A 15,908-nucleotide genomic window follows, 5' to 3' on the forward strand; every position below is an offset into this window, starting at 1 on the left:
CCTCCATTCGGTTGGTGATCCTCCGGAGAAATATGCAAAGGGTGTGCCGCGGCGTCGGCCGCTTTCCCTGATCCGGCTACCGGATTAACATGACGCCAACGGGCGGGGGCCAGCCCCCGGGACGCACGCCGATAAGGGAGCCGTCAGCGATGGCCGGAATCATGAGCTCCGTCGACCAGCGGACCCAGCTGGCTGGCCATAACCGCATGGAGCTGCTGCTGTTCCGTTTCGAGGGGCGGCAGCGCTACGGGATCAACGTGTTCAAGGTCCGCGAGGTCATACCGGCCCCGGAGCTCAGTTACGTGCCGCATGCCCATCCGGCCTCGCTGGGGATTGCCTACATCCGCGGCCACACCCTCTCGGTGCTCGATCTGAGCTACGCCACCGGCAACGGCGCCATCACCAAGGAAGAAGGCAACTACATCATCGTCACCGAGTACAACCGTCAGGTCCAGGGGTTCCTGGTCGGCGGGGTGGACCGGATCGTCAACATCAACTGGCAGGACGTGCTGCCGCCGCCGAGCGGGGGTAGCGCCGGCAGCTACCTGACCGCCGTGGCGCGCTACGACGGGCAGATGATCCAGATCGTCGACGTCGAGAAGGTCCTCGCCGAGGTTCAGCGTGCCGGCGGCGCCGATCCGGAGGTCACCGAGGGCGGTGGCGTGGATCACGCCGAGGGCTCCGAGGCTTACAAGGTCCTGGTGGTGGACGACTCGGCGGTCGCCCGGGGGCAGATCAAGCGCACGCTCGAGGAGATCGGTGTGCGCGTGGTCACCAAGAACAACGGCCGCGAGGCGCTGGAGCAGCTGCGCACCTGGAAGGATCAGGATCCCTCCGGGCTCGACGATCTGCTGATGGTGGTCTCGGACATCGAGATGCCGGTGCTCGACGGCTACACCCTGACCCGATCGATCCGGCAGGATCCGGGGCTTGCCGGGGTCCACGTCCTGCTCCACTCCTCGCTCAGCGGTGTCTTCAACACCGAGATGGTGCGTCGCGTGGGGGCCGACGAGTTCCTGGCCAAGTTCCACTCCCGGGAGTTGGCCGAGCGGGTCGGCGCCCGGCTGGCCGAGCGAGGGGGATGAGCATGCAAGGAGGACGGTTTGGCCGCGCTTTCCGTGGGTGAAGAGGAGTACCAGGCGTTCGCACGGTTCCTGGAGCGCGCCTGCGGGATCGTCCTTGGGCCGAGCAAGCAGTACCTGGTGGCCAGCCGGCTCGGGCCGCTGCTCGAGGCCGAGCGCATCCCGGATCTGGCCACCCTGGTCCAGCGGCTCGAGCAGCGCCCCACCGCCGATCTCAAGGGGCGGGTTATCGAGGCGATGACCACCAACGAGACCCAGTGGTTCCGCGACCGCTTCCCCTTCGACGTCCTGCGTCGGCACCTGCTCCCCGAGATGGAGCGCCGCCGCGTCTGGCCGGTGCGCATCTGGTCCGCGGCCTGCTCCTCCGGGCAGGAGGCGTACTCGATCAGCATGACCGTCGACGAGTACAACGACAGCGGCGGGCGTATGGAGGCCGAGATCCTCGGGACCGACATCTCCACCGCGATGGTCGAGGAGGCGCGGCGGGGGCGTTATACCGCCAACGTGGCGCGCCGCGGGCTGGCGCCGGAACGCCAGCAGCGGTTCTTCGATGCCGTGGGCGAGAACACCTGGGAGGTCAAGCCCGCCGTGCGCCGGCGGACTAGCTTCCGCGTCCACAACCTGCTGGAGAGCTACGCCGGTCTGGGTCGATTCGACATCGTTTACTGCCGCAACGTGCTCATCTACTTCGGCTGGGACTCGCGGCGGGATATCGTCCAGCGCATCGCCGAAGTGACCCGCCCGGGCGGGTACCTGATCGTCGGGGCGTCGGAGTCCCTCGCCCGGCATTCCGACGAGTTCGAGCTGGTCCGCCTCGATGGCGGTGTGGTCTACCGGCGCCGCGGCTGACGGACAGACCCTGCCGCCGGGCGGCAAGCGCTTGCCGCCCGTTGCCGCCTTCTTCCGGCTTAGTCGTTGATCCGCCAACCCCGCGTGCCTGGCACGCGATCTGCATAAAAGTCCCGTGAACGAACACCACGGGAGCCCGCCATGCGGATCGGCTTCGATCAGGCCTTCTCGGCACCCGAGCAGGCCATGCGCCTGCGCGGCGAGCGGCACGAGCTGCTCGCCTCGAACATCGCCAACGCGGACACGCCCGGCTACAAGGCGCGTGATATGGATTTCCGCGAGGCCATGCGCCAGGCCAGCGAACCGCAGCCGCAGCCGTTGCAGGCGACGCATGCGCAGCACGTGCAACCGCCGCCTTCATCCACCATGGCGGCAGGCGATCCGAAATCTTTATACCGGGAGCCCCACGCCGCCTCGCTCGACGGCAACACCGTCGAGATGCACGTCGAGCAGGCCAAGTTCGCCGAGAACGCCGTGAACTACCAGGCCGCCGTGGACTTCCTCAACGGCCGGATCCAGAAGCTCACCGGCGCCATCCGAGGGGAGTAAGCGAACATGTCCTTGATGCACGCCATCGACGTCGCCGGCACCGGGATGAACGCCCAGCAGCTGCGCCTGAACACCGTGGCCAGCAACCTGGCCAACGCCGAGACGGTCGCCTCCAGCCCCGAGGAGGCGTACCGCGCCCGGCAGCCGGTTTTCGCCGCGGCGCTCCACCAGGCCCAGGGCGGCTATCCGCAGGGTGGCGGACCGCAGCCGGCGCAAACCCCCGGCTGGGCCGAATCCGGCGGGCCGGTGGATCGGGTCAGCCCGGTGAGCTTCCAGCGTCAGTTCTTTGGCGGCGAGCCCGCCGGTGTGCCGGCGGCCGGCGACCCCTGGGCCAGCCCGTCGCCCAGCGTACCGGTCTTCATGCCGGGTGTGGTGGAGAGCGACGCCGAGATTGAGCCGCTGTACAAGCCGCACCATCCGCAGGCGGATGACGACGGCTACGTCTACCGCTCCAACGTGAACTCCGTCGAGGAGATGACCAACATGATCTCCGCCTCGCGGTCGTTCCAGAACAACGTCGAAGTCATGAACACCTCGCGGGATCTCATGCTCGAGACCCTGCGCCTCGGCCGCTGAATCCGGGAGGAGCGACCATGCTCGATCCGAGCCAACTGATGGGCGGGGCCGCCGGTGGCGGCCAGAAGGCCCCCAAACCGCCGAACGCCGGTGACGGCGGATCCGGTAAGCCGGGCGGCGGGGCCACGCAGGGCGTCGCCGAGGGTGTGCAGGCGGCGCAGAAGGCGGCCGAGAAGCCCGTGGGCAGTGGCCCCGCCGGCGGTTCGCGCGGCGAGCCGTCCGGTTCGGTCGCCCGGTCGGGCTATGAGGCGCTGCCCGAGGATCTGCGCAGCATCCCCGACGAGAAGGACGACGGCGACCCGCAGAGCATCGGCCACGAGGACTTCCTGGAGCTGATGATGGTCCAGCTCGAGAACCAGGATCCGACCGACCCGCAGGACACCGAGCAGATGATGGGGCAGATCGCCCAGTTCACCACGGCCTCGGGGATCGAGCAGCTGCAGTCGGACTTCCGCGAGTTCTTCGAGCACATGCGCTCGGATCAGTCGCTGCGCGCCTCGCAGCTGGTCGGCCGTGAGGTGGTCACCGAGAGCCGCGAGGCCTATCTGCCCGAGGATGGGGAGATGGAGGCGCTGCTCCAGCTCGAGCGCTCGGCCCCCAATCTGACCGTCGAGATCGAGAACGAGGCCGGAGAGCGGGTCCACCGCGAGCAGCTTGGTGAGGTGGAAGAGGGCGAACACCCCTTCACCTGGGACGGTACCGACAATGACGGCCAGCGCATGCCCCAGGGCACGTACCAGGTCAACGCCTACGTTGAGGACGGTGATGAGCGCGAGCCGGTACCCACCCTCGTCGGTGCGCCGGTGACCAGTGTCTCGGTGGGGATGGACGGCCGGCCGCCGGAGCTCAGCGTGGCCGGGCTTGGTGAGATGTCGCTGTCCGACGTCAAGCGCATCCGATAAGACGAACAAGAGCAGCGGGGATCGAGGAGATCAGCCATGTCATTCAACATCTCGCTAACCGGGATCAACTCCGCCTCCAAGGACCTGGAGACCACCAGCAACAACCTGGCCAACGCCGGCACTACGGGCTTCAAGGAGTCGCGGGCGGAGTTCAACGACCTCTTCGCCATGGGCCCGATGGGCATCCCGCAGCTGGCCGTGGGGCAGGGGTCGCGGCTGGCCAACGTCGGCCAGATGTTCAGCCAGGGGTCCTTCGAGTTCACCGAGCGCAGCCTGGATCTGGGTATCGAGGGGCGCGGCTTCTTCCGCCTTGAGGACGACGGCGAGGTCAGCTACACCCGGGCCGGTCAGTTCGAGGTGGATCGCGACGGCTACATCGTCAACAACACCGGCAAGCGCCTGACCGGCTTCCAGACCGACGAGGACGGCAGCCGCATCGGCGACGGTCGCGATCAGCTTCAGCTGCCCACCGACGGGATCCCGGCGCGTGCCAGCGAGAACGTCGAGATCGCCGCCAACCTCAGCGCCGATGCCGAGGTGATCGATGAGGGTGTGGCGTTCGATCCGGACGACAGCGAGACTTTCACCGAGTCGACGACGACCACCCTCTACGACTCCCAGGGCTCGGCCCGGGACGCGACCTTCTACTTCCGCAAGGCGGGCAACAACGAGTGGGATGTCTACACCCAGATCGACGGGGTGGACTACGACGCGGCGGGTGCCGAGGGTGAGGATTTCTTCGGCCCGCACCGTCTCACCTTCGACACCTCCGGTTCGCTGGTCGATGCCGAGGGCGATGATGAAGGCCGGATCGCCAGCCTCGAGGAGATCCCGCTGCTCGCCGAGGTGGACGACCTGGACATCGACATCGACTTCGGCGAGATGACCCAGTTCGCTCGGCCGTTCAACGTCACCAACGTCTCCCAGGACGGCTACACCGCCGGCGAGTTCGAGAACATCAACGTCGAGGGCGATGGCACTATCCTGGCCCGCTACAGCAACGGCGAGGCCCAGGCCGTCGGTCAGGTGGCGCTGACCAGCTTCCCGTCGGAGGAGAACCTGCAGTCCGTGGGCGAGACCTCCTGGCAGGCGACCCGCGATGCCGGGGATCCGCTGATCGGCGTGGCCGGTCAGGGCCAGTTTGGCCGCATCGAGAACGGCGCCCTGGAGCAGTCCAACGTGGAGGTCTCCGATCAGCTGGTGAACATGATCACCGCGCAGCGCAACTTCTCCGCCAATGCGCAGATGGTCAGCACCCAGGATCAGGTGACCCAGGAGATCCTCAACATCCGCTAACGGGGTGTCCCCTCCCGCCGCAGCGGGGCAGAACGGGTAGAGGCGTATGGATCGTCAACTGTATGTGGCCATGACCGGGGCGAAGCACTCCCTGGAGGCGCAGCACCACAACAACCAGAATCTGGCCAACGCCAGCACCCCGGGCTTCCGCGCCGACCTGGACAGCTTCTACCAGGCGCCGGTCTACGGGCCCGGCTTCGCCACCCGGGCCTACGCCGAGGAGCTGCGTGCCGGGACCGACTTCAACCCGGGGCCGATCGAGACCACCGGGCGCGACCTGGATGTGGCCATCCAGGACGAGGGCTGGTTCGTGGTCCAGGCACCGGACGGGGACGAGGCGTACACCCGGCGCGGCGATTTCCAGACGACGCCCGAGGGGCTGCTGACCACCGGCGATGGCCACCTGGTCATGGGCGAGGCCGGGCCCATCTCGATCCCGCCGGACACCAAGGTGGACATCGCCGACGACGGGGTGATCACGGCCACCCCGCAGGACGGAGCCGGGGCGCCCATCGAGCTCGACCGGCTGCGCCTGGTCAATCCGGACCCGACGCAGCTGGTCAAGGGCGAGGACGGGCTGATCCGCCACGCCGAGGGCGAACCGGCCGCTGACGACGCGCAAGTGAAGGTCCGCGGCGGCGCGCTCGAGGGCAGCAACGTGAACATGGCGGAATCGCTGGTGAACATGATCGATCACGCGCGGCAGTTCGAGACGCACATCAAGATGCTGACCGCCGCCGAGGAGAACGAGCAGACCAGCGCCCAGCTGCTCAACCACCCGGGCTGAGGTGGCGCGAGCTGTCCACTGCCGTGACAAACGAACAACAATGAGGTGACGCCATGGATCCCGCCCTCTGGGTAGCCAAGACCGGACTCGACGCCCAGCAGAAGAGTATGCAGGTGACGTCGAACAACCTGGCCAACGTGAACACCAACGGTTTCAAGAAGGACCGGGCCAACTTCGAGGACCTGTTCTATCAGACCGTCCGCCAGCCCGGCTCCCGAGCCAGCCAGGACAACCTGCTGCCCTCGGGGCTGATGCTCGGCACCGGCTCGCGGGTCATGGGTACGGAGAAGATCCACTCGCAGGGCAATGTGCAGCAGACCGAGCGGAGTCTTGATGTCGCCATCGAGGGCAAGGGCTTCTTCCAGATCCTCCGTCCCGACGGGCAGGTGGGTTATACCCGGGACGGCGCCTTCCAGCTCAACGAGAACGGTGAGATCGTCACCTCCGGCGGCTACCTGCTCGAGCCGGCCATCCAGGTCCCCGAGGAGGCCGAGACCATCAGCATCGGCAGCGACGGTACGGTCAGCGCCAAGATCCCCGGCGACGAGGAGCCCGAGGAGATCGGCCAGATCGAGCTTGCCGACTTCATCAACCCCTCCGGCCTCGAGCCGGTGGGCGAGAACATGTTCCTTGAGACCGCGTCGAGCGGCGCCCCCGAGGTGGGTGCTCCGGGGGAGGGGGCCCTGGGCAACGTCATGCAGGGGGCCCTGGAGACCTCCAACGTGAACATCGCCGAGGAGCTGGTGAACATGATCGAGAACCAGCGCGGCTTCGAGACCAACACCCGGGCCATCTCGACCACCGATGAGATGCTCCAGTTCCTCAACCAGAACGTCTGAGGGCGGCTGAGATGACGCGCTGGCATCGGTGGGTACGCGGCTGTGCCGCGGCCATGGTGGCCGGGGTGGCGGCAGCAGCGTGCACCCCGATGCCGCAGGAGGCGCCGGATCCGTCGCCGATCACCGCGCCGCGGGTCGACATCCCCGATGACCCGGACGAGCGGACCGGCTCGGTCTTTGATGAACAGCGCGGCATGCGGCTGTTCGAGGACCGCAGCGCGCGGCGCACCGGGGATCTGATCACCGTGGTCATCGAGGAGGAGACCGCCGGCGATCGCTCGATCAACTCCGAGATGGCGCGCCAGCAGGAGGCGGATATCCCGGCGCCGCAGATCGGCGGCGAGGACCTGGAGATCTTCGGCCGCCCCTTCGCCTTCGAGCAGGAGGGCGAGGCCAGCTTCGAGGGCGGCGGGAGCGCGGACCAGGAGACGAACCTCACCGGCACGATCAATGCCGTGGTGGTGGACACCACCCCCAACGGACACCTGGTCATCCGCGGCGAGAAGAACGTGCGGGTCAGTCAGGGCCGGGAGACGCTGCGCATCTCGGGGATCGTGCGCACCGACGATGTGGGGGCCAACAACGAGGTCTCGTCCAACCGGGTGGCGAACATGCAGGTCGGTTACACCGGCGAAGAGGCGCTCAGCGACTCCGCCCAACCGGGGTGGCTGACGCGTTTTCTGATGAGGCGCTACTGAACGGCGGGTGCCGCCGCGATGGACGGCGCGCTCGGGAGGACGCAAGGTGATGAGAATGCGCAGGATCGACACACGCTGGGTCCAGGTCGCCGCAGGGGTGCTCCTGGTGATGCTCGCGGCGAGTGTCTCAGCGGCCGAGCGGATCAAGGACATCGCCTCGGTGGGGGGCGTGCGCAGCAACCAGCTGGTCGGCTACGGCCTGGTGGTGGGCCTCGACGGGACCGGCGATGACACCCCGTTCACCGAGCAGAGCGTACGCTCCATGCTCTCCAGCCAGGGGGTCAATATTCCCCACGACGTGGATCCGGACGCGGACAATACCGCGGCGGTGATGATCACCGCCGAGCTGCCGGCCTTCACCCGTCCCGGGCAGCAGATCGATGTCAGTGTCTCGTCGCTGGGCGATGCCGACAGCCTGCAGGGCGGCGAGCTGCTGATGACGCCGCTGCGTGCCGCCGACGGCGAGGTCTACGCGGTGGCCCAGGGGCGTGTGGTCATCGGCGGCTTCGGCGCCGAGGACACCGAGATCCCCGTGGACAACCAGCTTGGCGGCTCCATTCCCAACGGCGCGATGGTCGAGCGGCGCATCGAGACCGGTTTCCAGGATCGCGACGAGGTGGTGCTCAACCTCCACGAGCCGGATTTCACCACCGCACGCCGCACGGCCGAGGTCATCAACCACAACCTTGGGCCGAACACCGCCCGTGCCGAGGACGCCGGCTCGGTGCGGGTGCGTGCGCCGCAGGATTCGGATCAGCGGGTGAGTTTCATCTCGTTTCTCGAGGAACTGCGTGTCGAGCCCGGTGAGGCGCCGGCGGAGGTCATCGTCAACGCCCGCACCGGGACCATCGTCATGGGCTCCAATGTCCGCGTCCGCCCGGCGGCGGTCAGCCACGGCAACATGACCGTGGCCATTGGCGCCGGCGGCCCGGAACAGGTGGCCGACGACCCCTTCGGGTTGGATGAGCCGCTGATCGTCCCCGACGAGGGCATGGAGGGCCTCGAGGGTGAGAATCCGGCCTTCGTCTTCGAAGCCGGCGCCGATCTCAACGAGATCGTCGACGCCATCAACGCCGTGGGCGCCGCCCCCGGCGACCTGGTGGCGATCCTCGAGGCCCTCAAGCGTGCCGGTGCCCTGCGTGCCGAGCTGACCATCATCTAGGGAGGCGATCATGCACAACCCCGGCGGCGGCGCCCTTGGCAACGCCCTCGAGCCCCAGGGGCTGCAGCAGCTGCGCTCGATGTCGCGCAACCCCAGCGAGGAGGACCTCGCCGAGGTGGCACGGCAGTTCGAGGCGGTTTTCGTCGAGATGATGCTCGGTCAGATGCGCCAGGCCACCCCGGGCGATGAGATCTTCGGCGGCAATGCCGAGGAGACGTACCGCGACCTCTTCGACCGGCAGATGGCGGTGCAGATGTCCCGCGACGGGGAGGGCATGGGACTGGCCCCGATGATCGAGGAACAGCTGCGCGAGAATGCGGGCTTCGAGACCGATCGGATGCAGGGGCTGCCGCAGGAGATCTCCGACTACCGCCACTCAGCGGTACCGGTGCAGCCTGATGCCGGGGAGCTCGCGGCGGCGGACGCGGGCGACGGCGCGCAAGGCCGCAGTGGCGGCCTCGGCGGCAAGGGGGCCGGCTGGTCGAGCCCGCAGGACTTCGTCGAGGACATCACCCCGGCGGCCAGGGAGACCGCCGAGCGCCTCGGGGTGCCAGCGGTGGCCCTGGTGGCCCAGGCTGCTCTGGAGACCGGGTGGGGCCAGCACATGGTGGCCGACGGGGACGGGCGCAGCGCCAACAATCTGTTCAATATCAAGGCCCACTCCGCGGACTGGCAGGGCGATGCCGTGCGCGTGCCCACCCTGGAGTACCGGGATGGTATCCCGCAGCGCGAGATGGCCGACTTCCGCGCTTACGACTCGGTGGCCGAGAGCTTTGCCGATTACGCCGACTTCCTCGAGCGCAACCCGCGCTACCGTGAGGCCCTGGAGGTCGGCGACGATCCGGAGCGGTATGTCGAGGCCCTCCAGCGGGCTGGGTACGCCACCGATCCGCAGTACGCGGAGAAGCTGCAGCGGATCATGGAGCTTGGTGACGACGGGCAGGGGGTGCGGATCGGCGGTGAGACCCTCAAGATTTCCGATTCCGTGCCGAGAGGTTAGACAGGGCAGGGTGGGCCTGCGGGCCCCAGCGAGGCGGAGTCTATGGTTGATCTGTTGCAGACGGGCATCTCCGGGCTGCGCGCATCCCAGCGCGGGCTGGCGACCACGTCGCACAACATCTCCAACGTCAACACCGACGGCTACAGCCGCCAACGGGTGGAGCAGGATACGAGCATCCCGCACTACCACTCCCGCGGGGCCGTCGGCACCGGCACGCAGGTGCAGACCATCCAGCGCCTGACCGAGGATCACCGCGTCGACGCCCTGCGCAACAACCACGCTGAATATGAGCGCCTGGATCGACTCGCGGAGATGACCGGGCGCATCGACAACCTGGTTGCCGACCAGGACGCCGGGCTGAGCCCGGCGCTGCGTCAGTTCTTCGACGCCGTCGAGGAGGTGGCCAACGACCCCTCGAACACCGTTGCCCGGCAGCAGCTGCTCACCCAGGGGCAGGCCCTGGCCGATCGCTTCCAGACCCTGGACAACCGACTGCTGACCCTGGAAGAGGACGTCAACAAGCGGGTGCGGGCCGAGACCGACAAGGTCAACGGCCTGGCCGAGTCCATCGCCGAGCTCAATGGCGAGATCCGCAGCCGCTGGACCAACCCGCAGCGCCCGCCCAACGACCTGCTCGACCAGCGCGACGAGAAGATCCGCGAGCTCTCCGAGCACGTCACGGTCCGGGTGACCGAGCAGGACGACCGGTCGCTGAACGTGGGCATTGGCAATGGCCAGCCGCTGGTCACCGGCGACCGCGCCAACACCCTGGAAGTCACGCGCAACGCCTTCGAGCCGGAGCGCCCGGAGCTGGCTGTCCGCCGGGGCGATCGCGCCGTTCAGATCACCGACGCCGTTCAGGGCGGTTCGCTGGGCGGGCTGCTGGAGTTCCGCAACGGTGTGCTGGACGAGACCCGCGATGAGATCGGCCGGGTGGCCACCTCCCTGGCCGGGGCCATGAACGAGCAGCACCGCAGCGGCATCCAGTTCGACAGCGGTTACCCCGAGGCCGGTGACGACTTCTTCGACTACGCCCGAGAGGCCGGGGTCTCCGCCCACCGCGGCAACGCCGGCGAGGGCCAGCCGCAGGTGATCGTCGACGAGGAGCGTATCGGTGAGCTGCGCCGCGAGAACTACCAGGTGCGCCTCGTTGACGGGCAGTGGCAGGTAGCCACCGAGGACGCCAACGAACTCCGCACCCTGGGCGAAGGGGAGGATGCGGACATCCAGCCCGATGCCGACGGCGGCTACCGCTTCGACGGGCTCATCCTCTATCCGCCTGACCCAGAGGGCGGTGACGTCGAGGAGGGCGACCGCTTCCTGATCCAGCCCACCCGGGACGCGGCTCAGGGCATCGAGGGGCGGCTCTCGCGGCCAACCCAGGTGGCGGCGGCCGCACCAGTGGTCACCGGCGAGGCGCCGCGTGCCGATGGCCAGACGGAGAACACCGGGCGCGCGCAGATCGGTCCGCCGGACGTGGGGCGGGCCGAAGGCGTCATGGCAGCCCTGGAGGAGGGGGGTGCCCTGCAGCAGGGGGTCGAGATGACCTACGCCGATGACGGCACGTTCACCGTGACCATCGGTGGCGAGACGGCGGGCACCTTCGACTACGACCCCGAGGACATCGAGCGCGGCCAGGTGGTGAACCTGGCCGAGGACGTGGAGCCGGCCGGCAGCGCCCAGGCCGAGACGCTGGCGGCGCTGGATGTCTCGGTGCGCATCTCCGGCGTGCCGGATGACGGGGATCGCTTCGGGCTCTATGGCAACTACGAGGGCGTGGGCGACAACACCAACGCCCTGCGCATGGCCGAGCTGATGGAAGAGACCGTCATGGACAACGGCAACAGCACCTTCCAGGAGGCCTACAGCGCCATGGTCGGCGAGCTCGGCGGCTTCAGCCAGCGGGTGCAGACCAATCGCGATGCCCAGGAGGCCCTGCTCAACCAGGCCAAGGAGCAGTGGGAGGAGCTCTCCGGCGTCAACCTGGATGAGGAGGCGGCCAACATGATGGAGTATCAGCAGGCCTACCAGGCCGCCGCCCAGATCATCACCAGTGCCGACGAGGTCTTCCAGGAGATGCTCAACGCGGTGCGTCGCTAAGGGGGTGAGCCGTGCGCGTATCCACGAGCCACATGCAGAACACGGCCGTTCAGAACATGACCGGCCAGCAGAGCGAGATCAACGACACGCAGACGCAGCTCTCCAGTGGGCGTCGGGTGCTGCGTCCGTCGGATGACCCCACCTCGGCGGCGCGCACTCTGGATCTGAAGCGGGCCACCGAGTCGGTGGAGCGATTCAACCGCAATGGCGACCTGGCGCGGACCCGGCTGTCCATGTCGGAGTCTGCCCTGGAGCATGCCGGCAACGAGCTGCAGCGCATCCGCGAGCTCACCGTCCAGGCGGCCAATGGCAGCCAGGATCAACGCACGCGCAACTACATCGCCTCGGAGATCGAGGAGCGCTACAAGCAGCTGGTCGAGCTCGGCAACAGCCGTGACGGCAACGGGGAGTATCTCTTCTCCGGCTCGCGCACTCGCACTCAGCCGTTCAACATGGGCACCGATGGGCACGTCACCTACCACGGCGATCAGAACAGCCGCGAGGTGCGCATCGGGCCCGGGCGGCAGATCGGTGTGGATCACTCCGGCTTCGATGCCTTCATGAAGGTCCCCGACGGCAACGGCCAGTATCAGGCCTACCAGGGCGAGGAAAACCGCGGCACCGGTGTGGTCAGCGTGGTCGACGGCAAGGTTCGGGGTCTGGACGCGGAGCAGTACCGCCTGCGCTTCGCCGAGGACGAGGACGGCAACACCCGCTACGCCATCCAGCGCACCTACAACCCCGAGGATGAGAATGCCTGGGAGTGGGTGGGTGGCGAGAACGGCGAGCCGCCGGCGGTGGAGGACGCCCCGCTGTATGAGCCGGGGGCGACCATTGAGGTGGACGACGGTGTGCGCGTGAAGATTGAGGGCAACCCCGATCCGGGCCAGGGGGGCTTCGAGGACGGCGATCACTTCACGGTCACCGGCAGCCGGTCCCAGTCGATCTTCGCCACGGTCAACGAGCTGATCGGTGCCCTTAAGGAGGGCGAGGGCCCGGATTTCAACAACGCCGCGGACCGGGCCCTCGGCGATCTGGACCTGGCCATGGAAAACACCTACCGGGTCCGCTCGGAGATCGGCGCGCGCCTGTCCACCCTCGATAGCGAGAAGGCCAGCAACGAGGCGGCGATCATCGACCTCAAGCAGGCCACCTCCGACGAGCGCGACCTGGACTACGCCGAGGCCACCGGACGCTTCAACCAGGAGCTCACCGGGCTCGAAGCGGCGCAGTCCACCTTCGGCCGTGTGCAGAACCTCTCCCTGTTCGATTACATCTGATCTCCCCGTGTGATGACGGGTCGCCCGGCGCACCAGCCGGCCACCCCGGCCTATGCAGGCGCAGAGGAGGCCTAGCGCTGCACGCCCGATGAGTGGTGGGGTCGTCGATCGAAAAAAGCAATGGCGTCGTCCCGCTTGAAGTATAGTAAACGCGAATCGTTCTCACTATGATGCGCATGACGTGTTACAGCCATGTGTAGCAAGGGGGGGGTATGAAACAGGGGGTGACGCCTTGGGGAGTCGCGGCGGTCGCGGTCTTGAGCGGGAGCGGCCTGGCGACGGCCCAGGCAGAGACCGACGGCGAAGCGCGTCTGCTTGATCGCATCATGATCACCGGCGGGCCGGACCGGGTGCAGGATACCGCCGGCTCGGCGCAGGTGCTCAGCCGGGAGGATATCGATCGGCAGGGGTACACCGATCCGCACCGCATCCTGCGCCAGATCCCCGGGGTGAATGTGGCCGATGAGGAGGGCTACGGTCAGTTCCCGCACATCAGCATGCGAGGAGTGAACCCGGAGCGAAACGCGCGCATCACGGTCATGGAAGATGGGGTGCTGACGGCGTCCCCCGCGCCCTATGCAGCCCCGGCGGCCTACTATTTCCCGCCCATGGGTCGGATGGACAGCGTCGAGGTGCGCAAGGGCTCGAGCGCCATCAAGCACGGCCCCTACACCGTCGGCGGCGCCCTGAACATGACCTCCACGCCGATCCCCCAGGAGCGCTCCGGCAAGGTGGAGGGGCGCCTGGGCTCGGACAACGGGCGGCGCGCCCACGCCCACATCGGCGGCCGCGAGGGGCAGTTCGGCTGGCTGCTGGAGAGCTACACGGAGCAGAGCGACGGCTTCAAGGAACTCGACCATCCGCTCTCCGGGGATCAGTCCAACAAGCCCAACAATCCGGTGCCGAACACCGGCTTCGACCGCAACAACTTCGTCGCCAAGGGGATGTGGGCCAGCGACCCCACCGCCGAGGTCTACCAGGAGGTGGAGTTCAAATACGCGCGCGATCGGCGGACCGTCCACGACACCTACCTGGGCCTGCTCCCCGACGACTTCGACGACAACCCGCACCGGCGTTACGCCGGCTCGCAGCTCGACGAGATCAACACCCAGAACGACCTCTACCAGGTCCGCCATTACTTCCAGCCCACGGTGGATACCGACGTCACCACCACGCTCTACCGCACCGATACCGTGCGCAACTGGTACAAGCTGCATGAGGTGGGTGTTAACGGAAACGGGTTTACCGGCATCTCCGACATCCTCCGCGACCCCCGTGACCATGAGGATGAGCTGGCCTGGATCCTCGGTGGCTTCGACACCGCCTATGACGCGGGGCTTAGCATTAAGGACGACGCCCGCGGCAACGTCCGCGCCAACAACCGGGAGTATTACGCCCAGGGCCTCCAGGTGCAGGTCGGCCATCTCTTCGAGGCCTTCGGCTGGGATCACGACCTGGAGGTGGGCTTCCGCTACCACGAGGACGAGGAGGACCGCGAGCAGTGGCAGGACTCGTTCGAGATGCAGAACGGCATGATGGTTCTCGACGAACACGAGGAGCCGGGTGAGACCACCAACCGGGTCACCTCCGCCGAGGCCTACGCGTTCCACGTGCAGAACACCATGGAGCGCGGTCCGTGGACCCTGGTTCCCGGTGTGCGTTACGAGAACATCGATGTGGACCGCGAGGAGTGGAGTGATCCCGAGCGTACCAGCGACAACATTGATCCGGACGGTACGCGGTCGAACACCTACAGGGTGTGGACGCCCGGCGTCGGCGCCACCTACGCCATCGATGATCAGTGGAGCGTCCTGGGCGGGGTCCACCGCGGCTTCGCGCCGGCCGGAGCCAGTGAGGACGCCGATGAGGAGCTCAGCGTCAACTACGAGGCCGGTTTCCGGTTCAGCGACGCGCACACCCAGGCGGAGGTCATCGGCTTCTTCAACGACTACTCCAACATCAACATTGAATGCACCGCTGCCGGGGGTGCCAGCTGCCCACAGGGTGATGTCCGCAGCGCTGGCGGCGTGCACATCTGGGGCTTGGAGGCGCTGTGGATGCACGATCTGGGTCAGAGCCAGGACCTGCCCGTCCAGCTCCCGGTCAGCGTCAGCTACACCTTCACCGACAGCGAGTTCCGGGAGAGCGATGACGGCGAGCTGTCGAACCAGTGGGAGAATGCCCGCAAGGGTGACCGCCTGCCGGAGATCCCCGAGCACCAGCTCAACCTCAGTGCCGGCGTGGGCCAGGCTGACTGGCGCGTCAACCTGAACGCCAACTACGTCTCCGAGACCCGCGCGCTGGCGGATCGCGACTACAGCGACCTGAAGATCGACTCCCGGTGGCTGTTTGATCTCTCCGCCCACTACCAGCTGATGGACAACGTGCGGTTGCTCGGGAGCATCGAGAACCTCACCGACGAGACCTACGTCGCCCACCACCGCCCGGCGGGGGCACGGCCCGGCGCGCCGCGGACCTACTGGGCGGGGATGCGCGTCGACTTCTGATCCCACGTCACGGGTCACCCGTAGCTTAGGGGTGCTCATGCCTGCCGCCTTGGCGGCTTCCTCCAGCCGAACGATCGGCGCCTGATTGCCGGGGAGGGCATCCTCCCCGGCACTTTTTTGCCCGCCTCACGGGTCGCGGCGCGACCCGCTCTTGCCGCTGCGCTTGCCGCCCGCCGCCGTCGGGTCACCCTCCGTGGTGCTCTCGGTTGCCTGTTGTGGCAACATGCTGCCCCTGAACACCTTGCTCAAACAGTCAGATACGAGGATGCGGCCCCTGCTTG

The 15,908-nt window shown here is 67.6% G+C and carries 14 protein-coding genes; all 14 read left to right on the plus strand.

Going from position 1 to position 15,908, the window contains the following annotated elements; translation table 11 throughout:
* Nucleotides 1-149: 149 nt before the first annotated feature.
* Nucleotides 150-1,085, plus strand: coding sequence for a chemotaxis protein CheV (locus LRA98_RS04930; protein ID WP_238633556.1), 936 nt, complete (start codon nt 150-152; stop codon nt 1,083-1,085).
* Nucleotides 1,086-1,103: 18 nt separating this feature from the next.
* Complete coding sequence (locus tag LRA98_RS04935) at nt 1,104-1,931, plus strand: CheR family methyltransferase (protein ID WP_238633555.1); 828 nt, start codon at nt 1,104-1,106, stop codon at nt 1,929-1,931.
* Between the two features lie 141 nt (nt 1,932-2,072).
* Complete coding sequence (gene flgB, locus LRA98_RS04940; RefSeq protein WP_238633554.1) at nt 2,073-2,480, plus strand: flagellar basal body rod protein FlgB; 408 nt, start codon at nt 2,073-2,075, stop codon at nt 2,478-2,480.
* Nucleotides 2,481-2,486: 6 nt separating this feature from the next.
* Complete coding sequence (flgC, locus tag LRA98_RS04945) at nt 2,487-3,056, plus strand: flagellar basal body rod protein FlgC (RefSeq protein WP_201168563.1); 570 nt, start codon at nt 2,487-2,489, stop codon at nt 3,054-3,056.
* A 17-nt stretch (nt 3,057-3,073) separates the two neighbouring features.
* Entirely contained in the window at nt 3,074-3,958 is an 885-nt protein-coding gene (locus LRA98_RS04950) for a flagellar hook assembly protein FlgD (RefSeq protein ID WP_238633553.1), read from the plus strand.
* 36 nt (nt 3,959-3,994) lie between these two features.
* Complete coding sequence (gene flgE, locus LRA98_RS04955) at nt 3,995-5,254, plus strand: flagellar hook protein FlgE (protein ID WP_201168558.1); 1,260 nt, start codon at nt 3,995-3,997, stop codon at nt 5,252-5,254.
* 46 nt (nt 5,255-5,300) lie between these two features.
* Entirely contained in the window at nt 5,301-6,041 is a 741-nt protein-coding gene (gene flgF, locus LRA98_RS04960) for a flagellar basal-body rod protein FlgF (protein WP_201168555.1), read from the plus strand.
* 53 nt (nt 6,042-6,094) lie between these two features.
* Nucleotides 6,095-6,880, plus strand: a complete 786-nt coding sequence (gene flgG, locus LRA98_RS04965) for a flagellar basal-body rod protein FlgG (protein ID WP_201168553.1) — start codon at nt 6,095-6,097, stop codon at nt 6,878-6,880.
* Nucleotides 6,881-6,891: 11 nt separating this feature from the next.
* The gene (locus LRA98_RS04970; protein WP_238633552.1) at nt 6,892-7,578 is read left to right on the plus strand and encodes a flagellar basal body L-ring protein FlgH; all 687 of its coding nucleotides are present in this window, start codon (nt 6,892-6,894) and stop codon (nt 7,576-7,578) included.
* A 55-nt stretch (nt 7,579-7,633) separates the two neighbouring features.
* Nucleotides 7,634-8,740 carry a flagellar basal body P-ring protein FlgI gene (locus LRA98_RS04975; protein ID WP_238633551.1) on the plus strand — a complete coding sequence of 369 codons (1,107 nt, stop codon included), beginning with the start codon at nt 7,634-7,636 and terminating at the stop codon, nt 8,738-8,740.
* A 10-nt stretch (nt 8,741-8,750) separates the two neighbouring features.
* Nucleotides 8,751-9,740: a flagellar assembly peptidoglycan hydrolase FlgJ gene (gene flgJ, locus LRA98_RS04980; RefSeq protein ID WP_238633550.1), complete on the plus strand. Its 990-nt coding sequence runs from the start codon at nt 8,751-8,753 to the stop codon at nt 9,738-9,740.
* A 42-nt stretch (nt 9,741-9,782) separates the two neighbouring features.
* Entirely contained in the window at nt 9,783-11,840 is a 2,058-nt protein-coding gene (flgK, locus tag LRA98_RS04985) for a flagellar hook-associated protein FlgK (RefSeq protein ID WP_238633549.1), read from the plus strand.
* 11 nt (nt 11,841-11,851) lie between these two features.
* The gene (gene flgL / locus LRA98_RS04990) at nt 11,852-13,120 is read left to right on the plus strand and encodes a flagellar hook-associated protein FlgL (RefSeq protein WP_238633548.1); all 1,269 of its coding nucleotides are present in this window, start codon (nt 11,852-11,854) and stop codon (nt 13,118-13,120) included.
* Nucleotides 13,121-13,377: 257 nt separating this feature from the next.
* Nucleotides 13,378-15,627 carry a TonB-dependent receptor family protein gene (locus LRA98_RS04995; protein ID WP_238633547.1) on the plus strand — a complete coding sequence of 750 codons (2,250 nt, stop codon included), beginning with the start codon at nt 13,378-13,380 and terminating at the stop codon, nt 15,625-15,627.
* The last annotated feature ends 281 nt before the right edge of the window (nt 15,628-15,908 follow it).

The organism is Halorhodospira sp. M38, from assembly GCF_022227985.1.
Classification (GTDB): Bacteria; Pseudomonadota; Gammaproteobacteria; order Nitrococcales; family Halorhodospiraceae; genus Halorhodospira; species Halorhodospira halophila_A.

Coding starts and splice junctions, on each gene's coding strand:
- flgK (WP_238633549.1), top strand. CDS start 9,783: ATGGTTGATCTGTTGCAGACGGGCATCTCCGGGCTGCGCGCATCCCAG.
- LRA98_RS04975 (WP_238633551.1), top strand. CDS start 7,634: ATGCGCAGGATCGACACACGCTGGGTCCAGGTCGCCGCAGGGGTGCTC.
- flgB (WP_238633554.1), top strand. CDS start 2,073: ATGCGGATCGGCTTCGATCAGGCCTTCTCGGCACCCGAGCAGGCCATG.
- LRA98_RS04950 (WP_238633553.1), top strand. CDS start 3,074: ATGCTCGATCCGAGCCAACTGATGGGCGGGGCCGCCGGTGGCGGCCAG.
- LRA98_RS04970 (WP_238633552.1), top strand. CDS start 6,892: ATGACGCGCTGGCATCGGTGGGTACGCGGCTGTGCCGCGGCCATGGTG.
- flgC (WP_201168563.1), top strand. CDS start 2,487: ATGTCCTTGATGCACGCCATCGACGTCGCCGGCACCGGGATGAACGCC.
- flgG (WP_201168553.1), top strand. CDS start 6,095: ATGGATCCCGCCCTCTGGGTAGCCAAGACCGGACTCGACGCCCAGCAG.
- flgE (WP_201168558.1), top strand. CDS start 3,995: ATGTCATTCAACATCTCGCTAACCGGGATCAACTCCGCCTCCAAGGAC.
- flgF (WP_201168555.1), top strand. CDS start 5,301: ATGGATCGTCAACTGTATGTGGCCATGACCGGGGCGAAGCACTCCCTG.
- LRA98_RS04930 (WP_238633556.1), top strand. CDS start 150: ATGGCCGGAATCATGAGCTCCGTCGACCAGCGGACCCAGCTGGCTGGC.
- flgJ (WP_238633550.1), top strand. CDS start 8,751: ATGCACAACCCCGGCGGCGGCGCCCTTGGCAACGCCCTCGAGCCCCAG.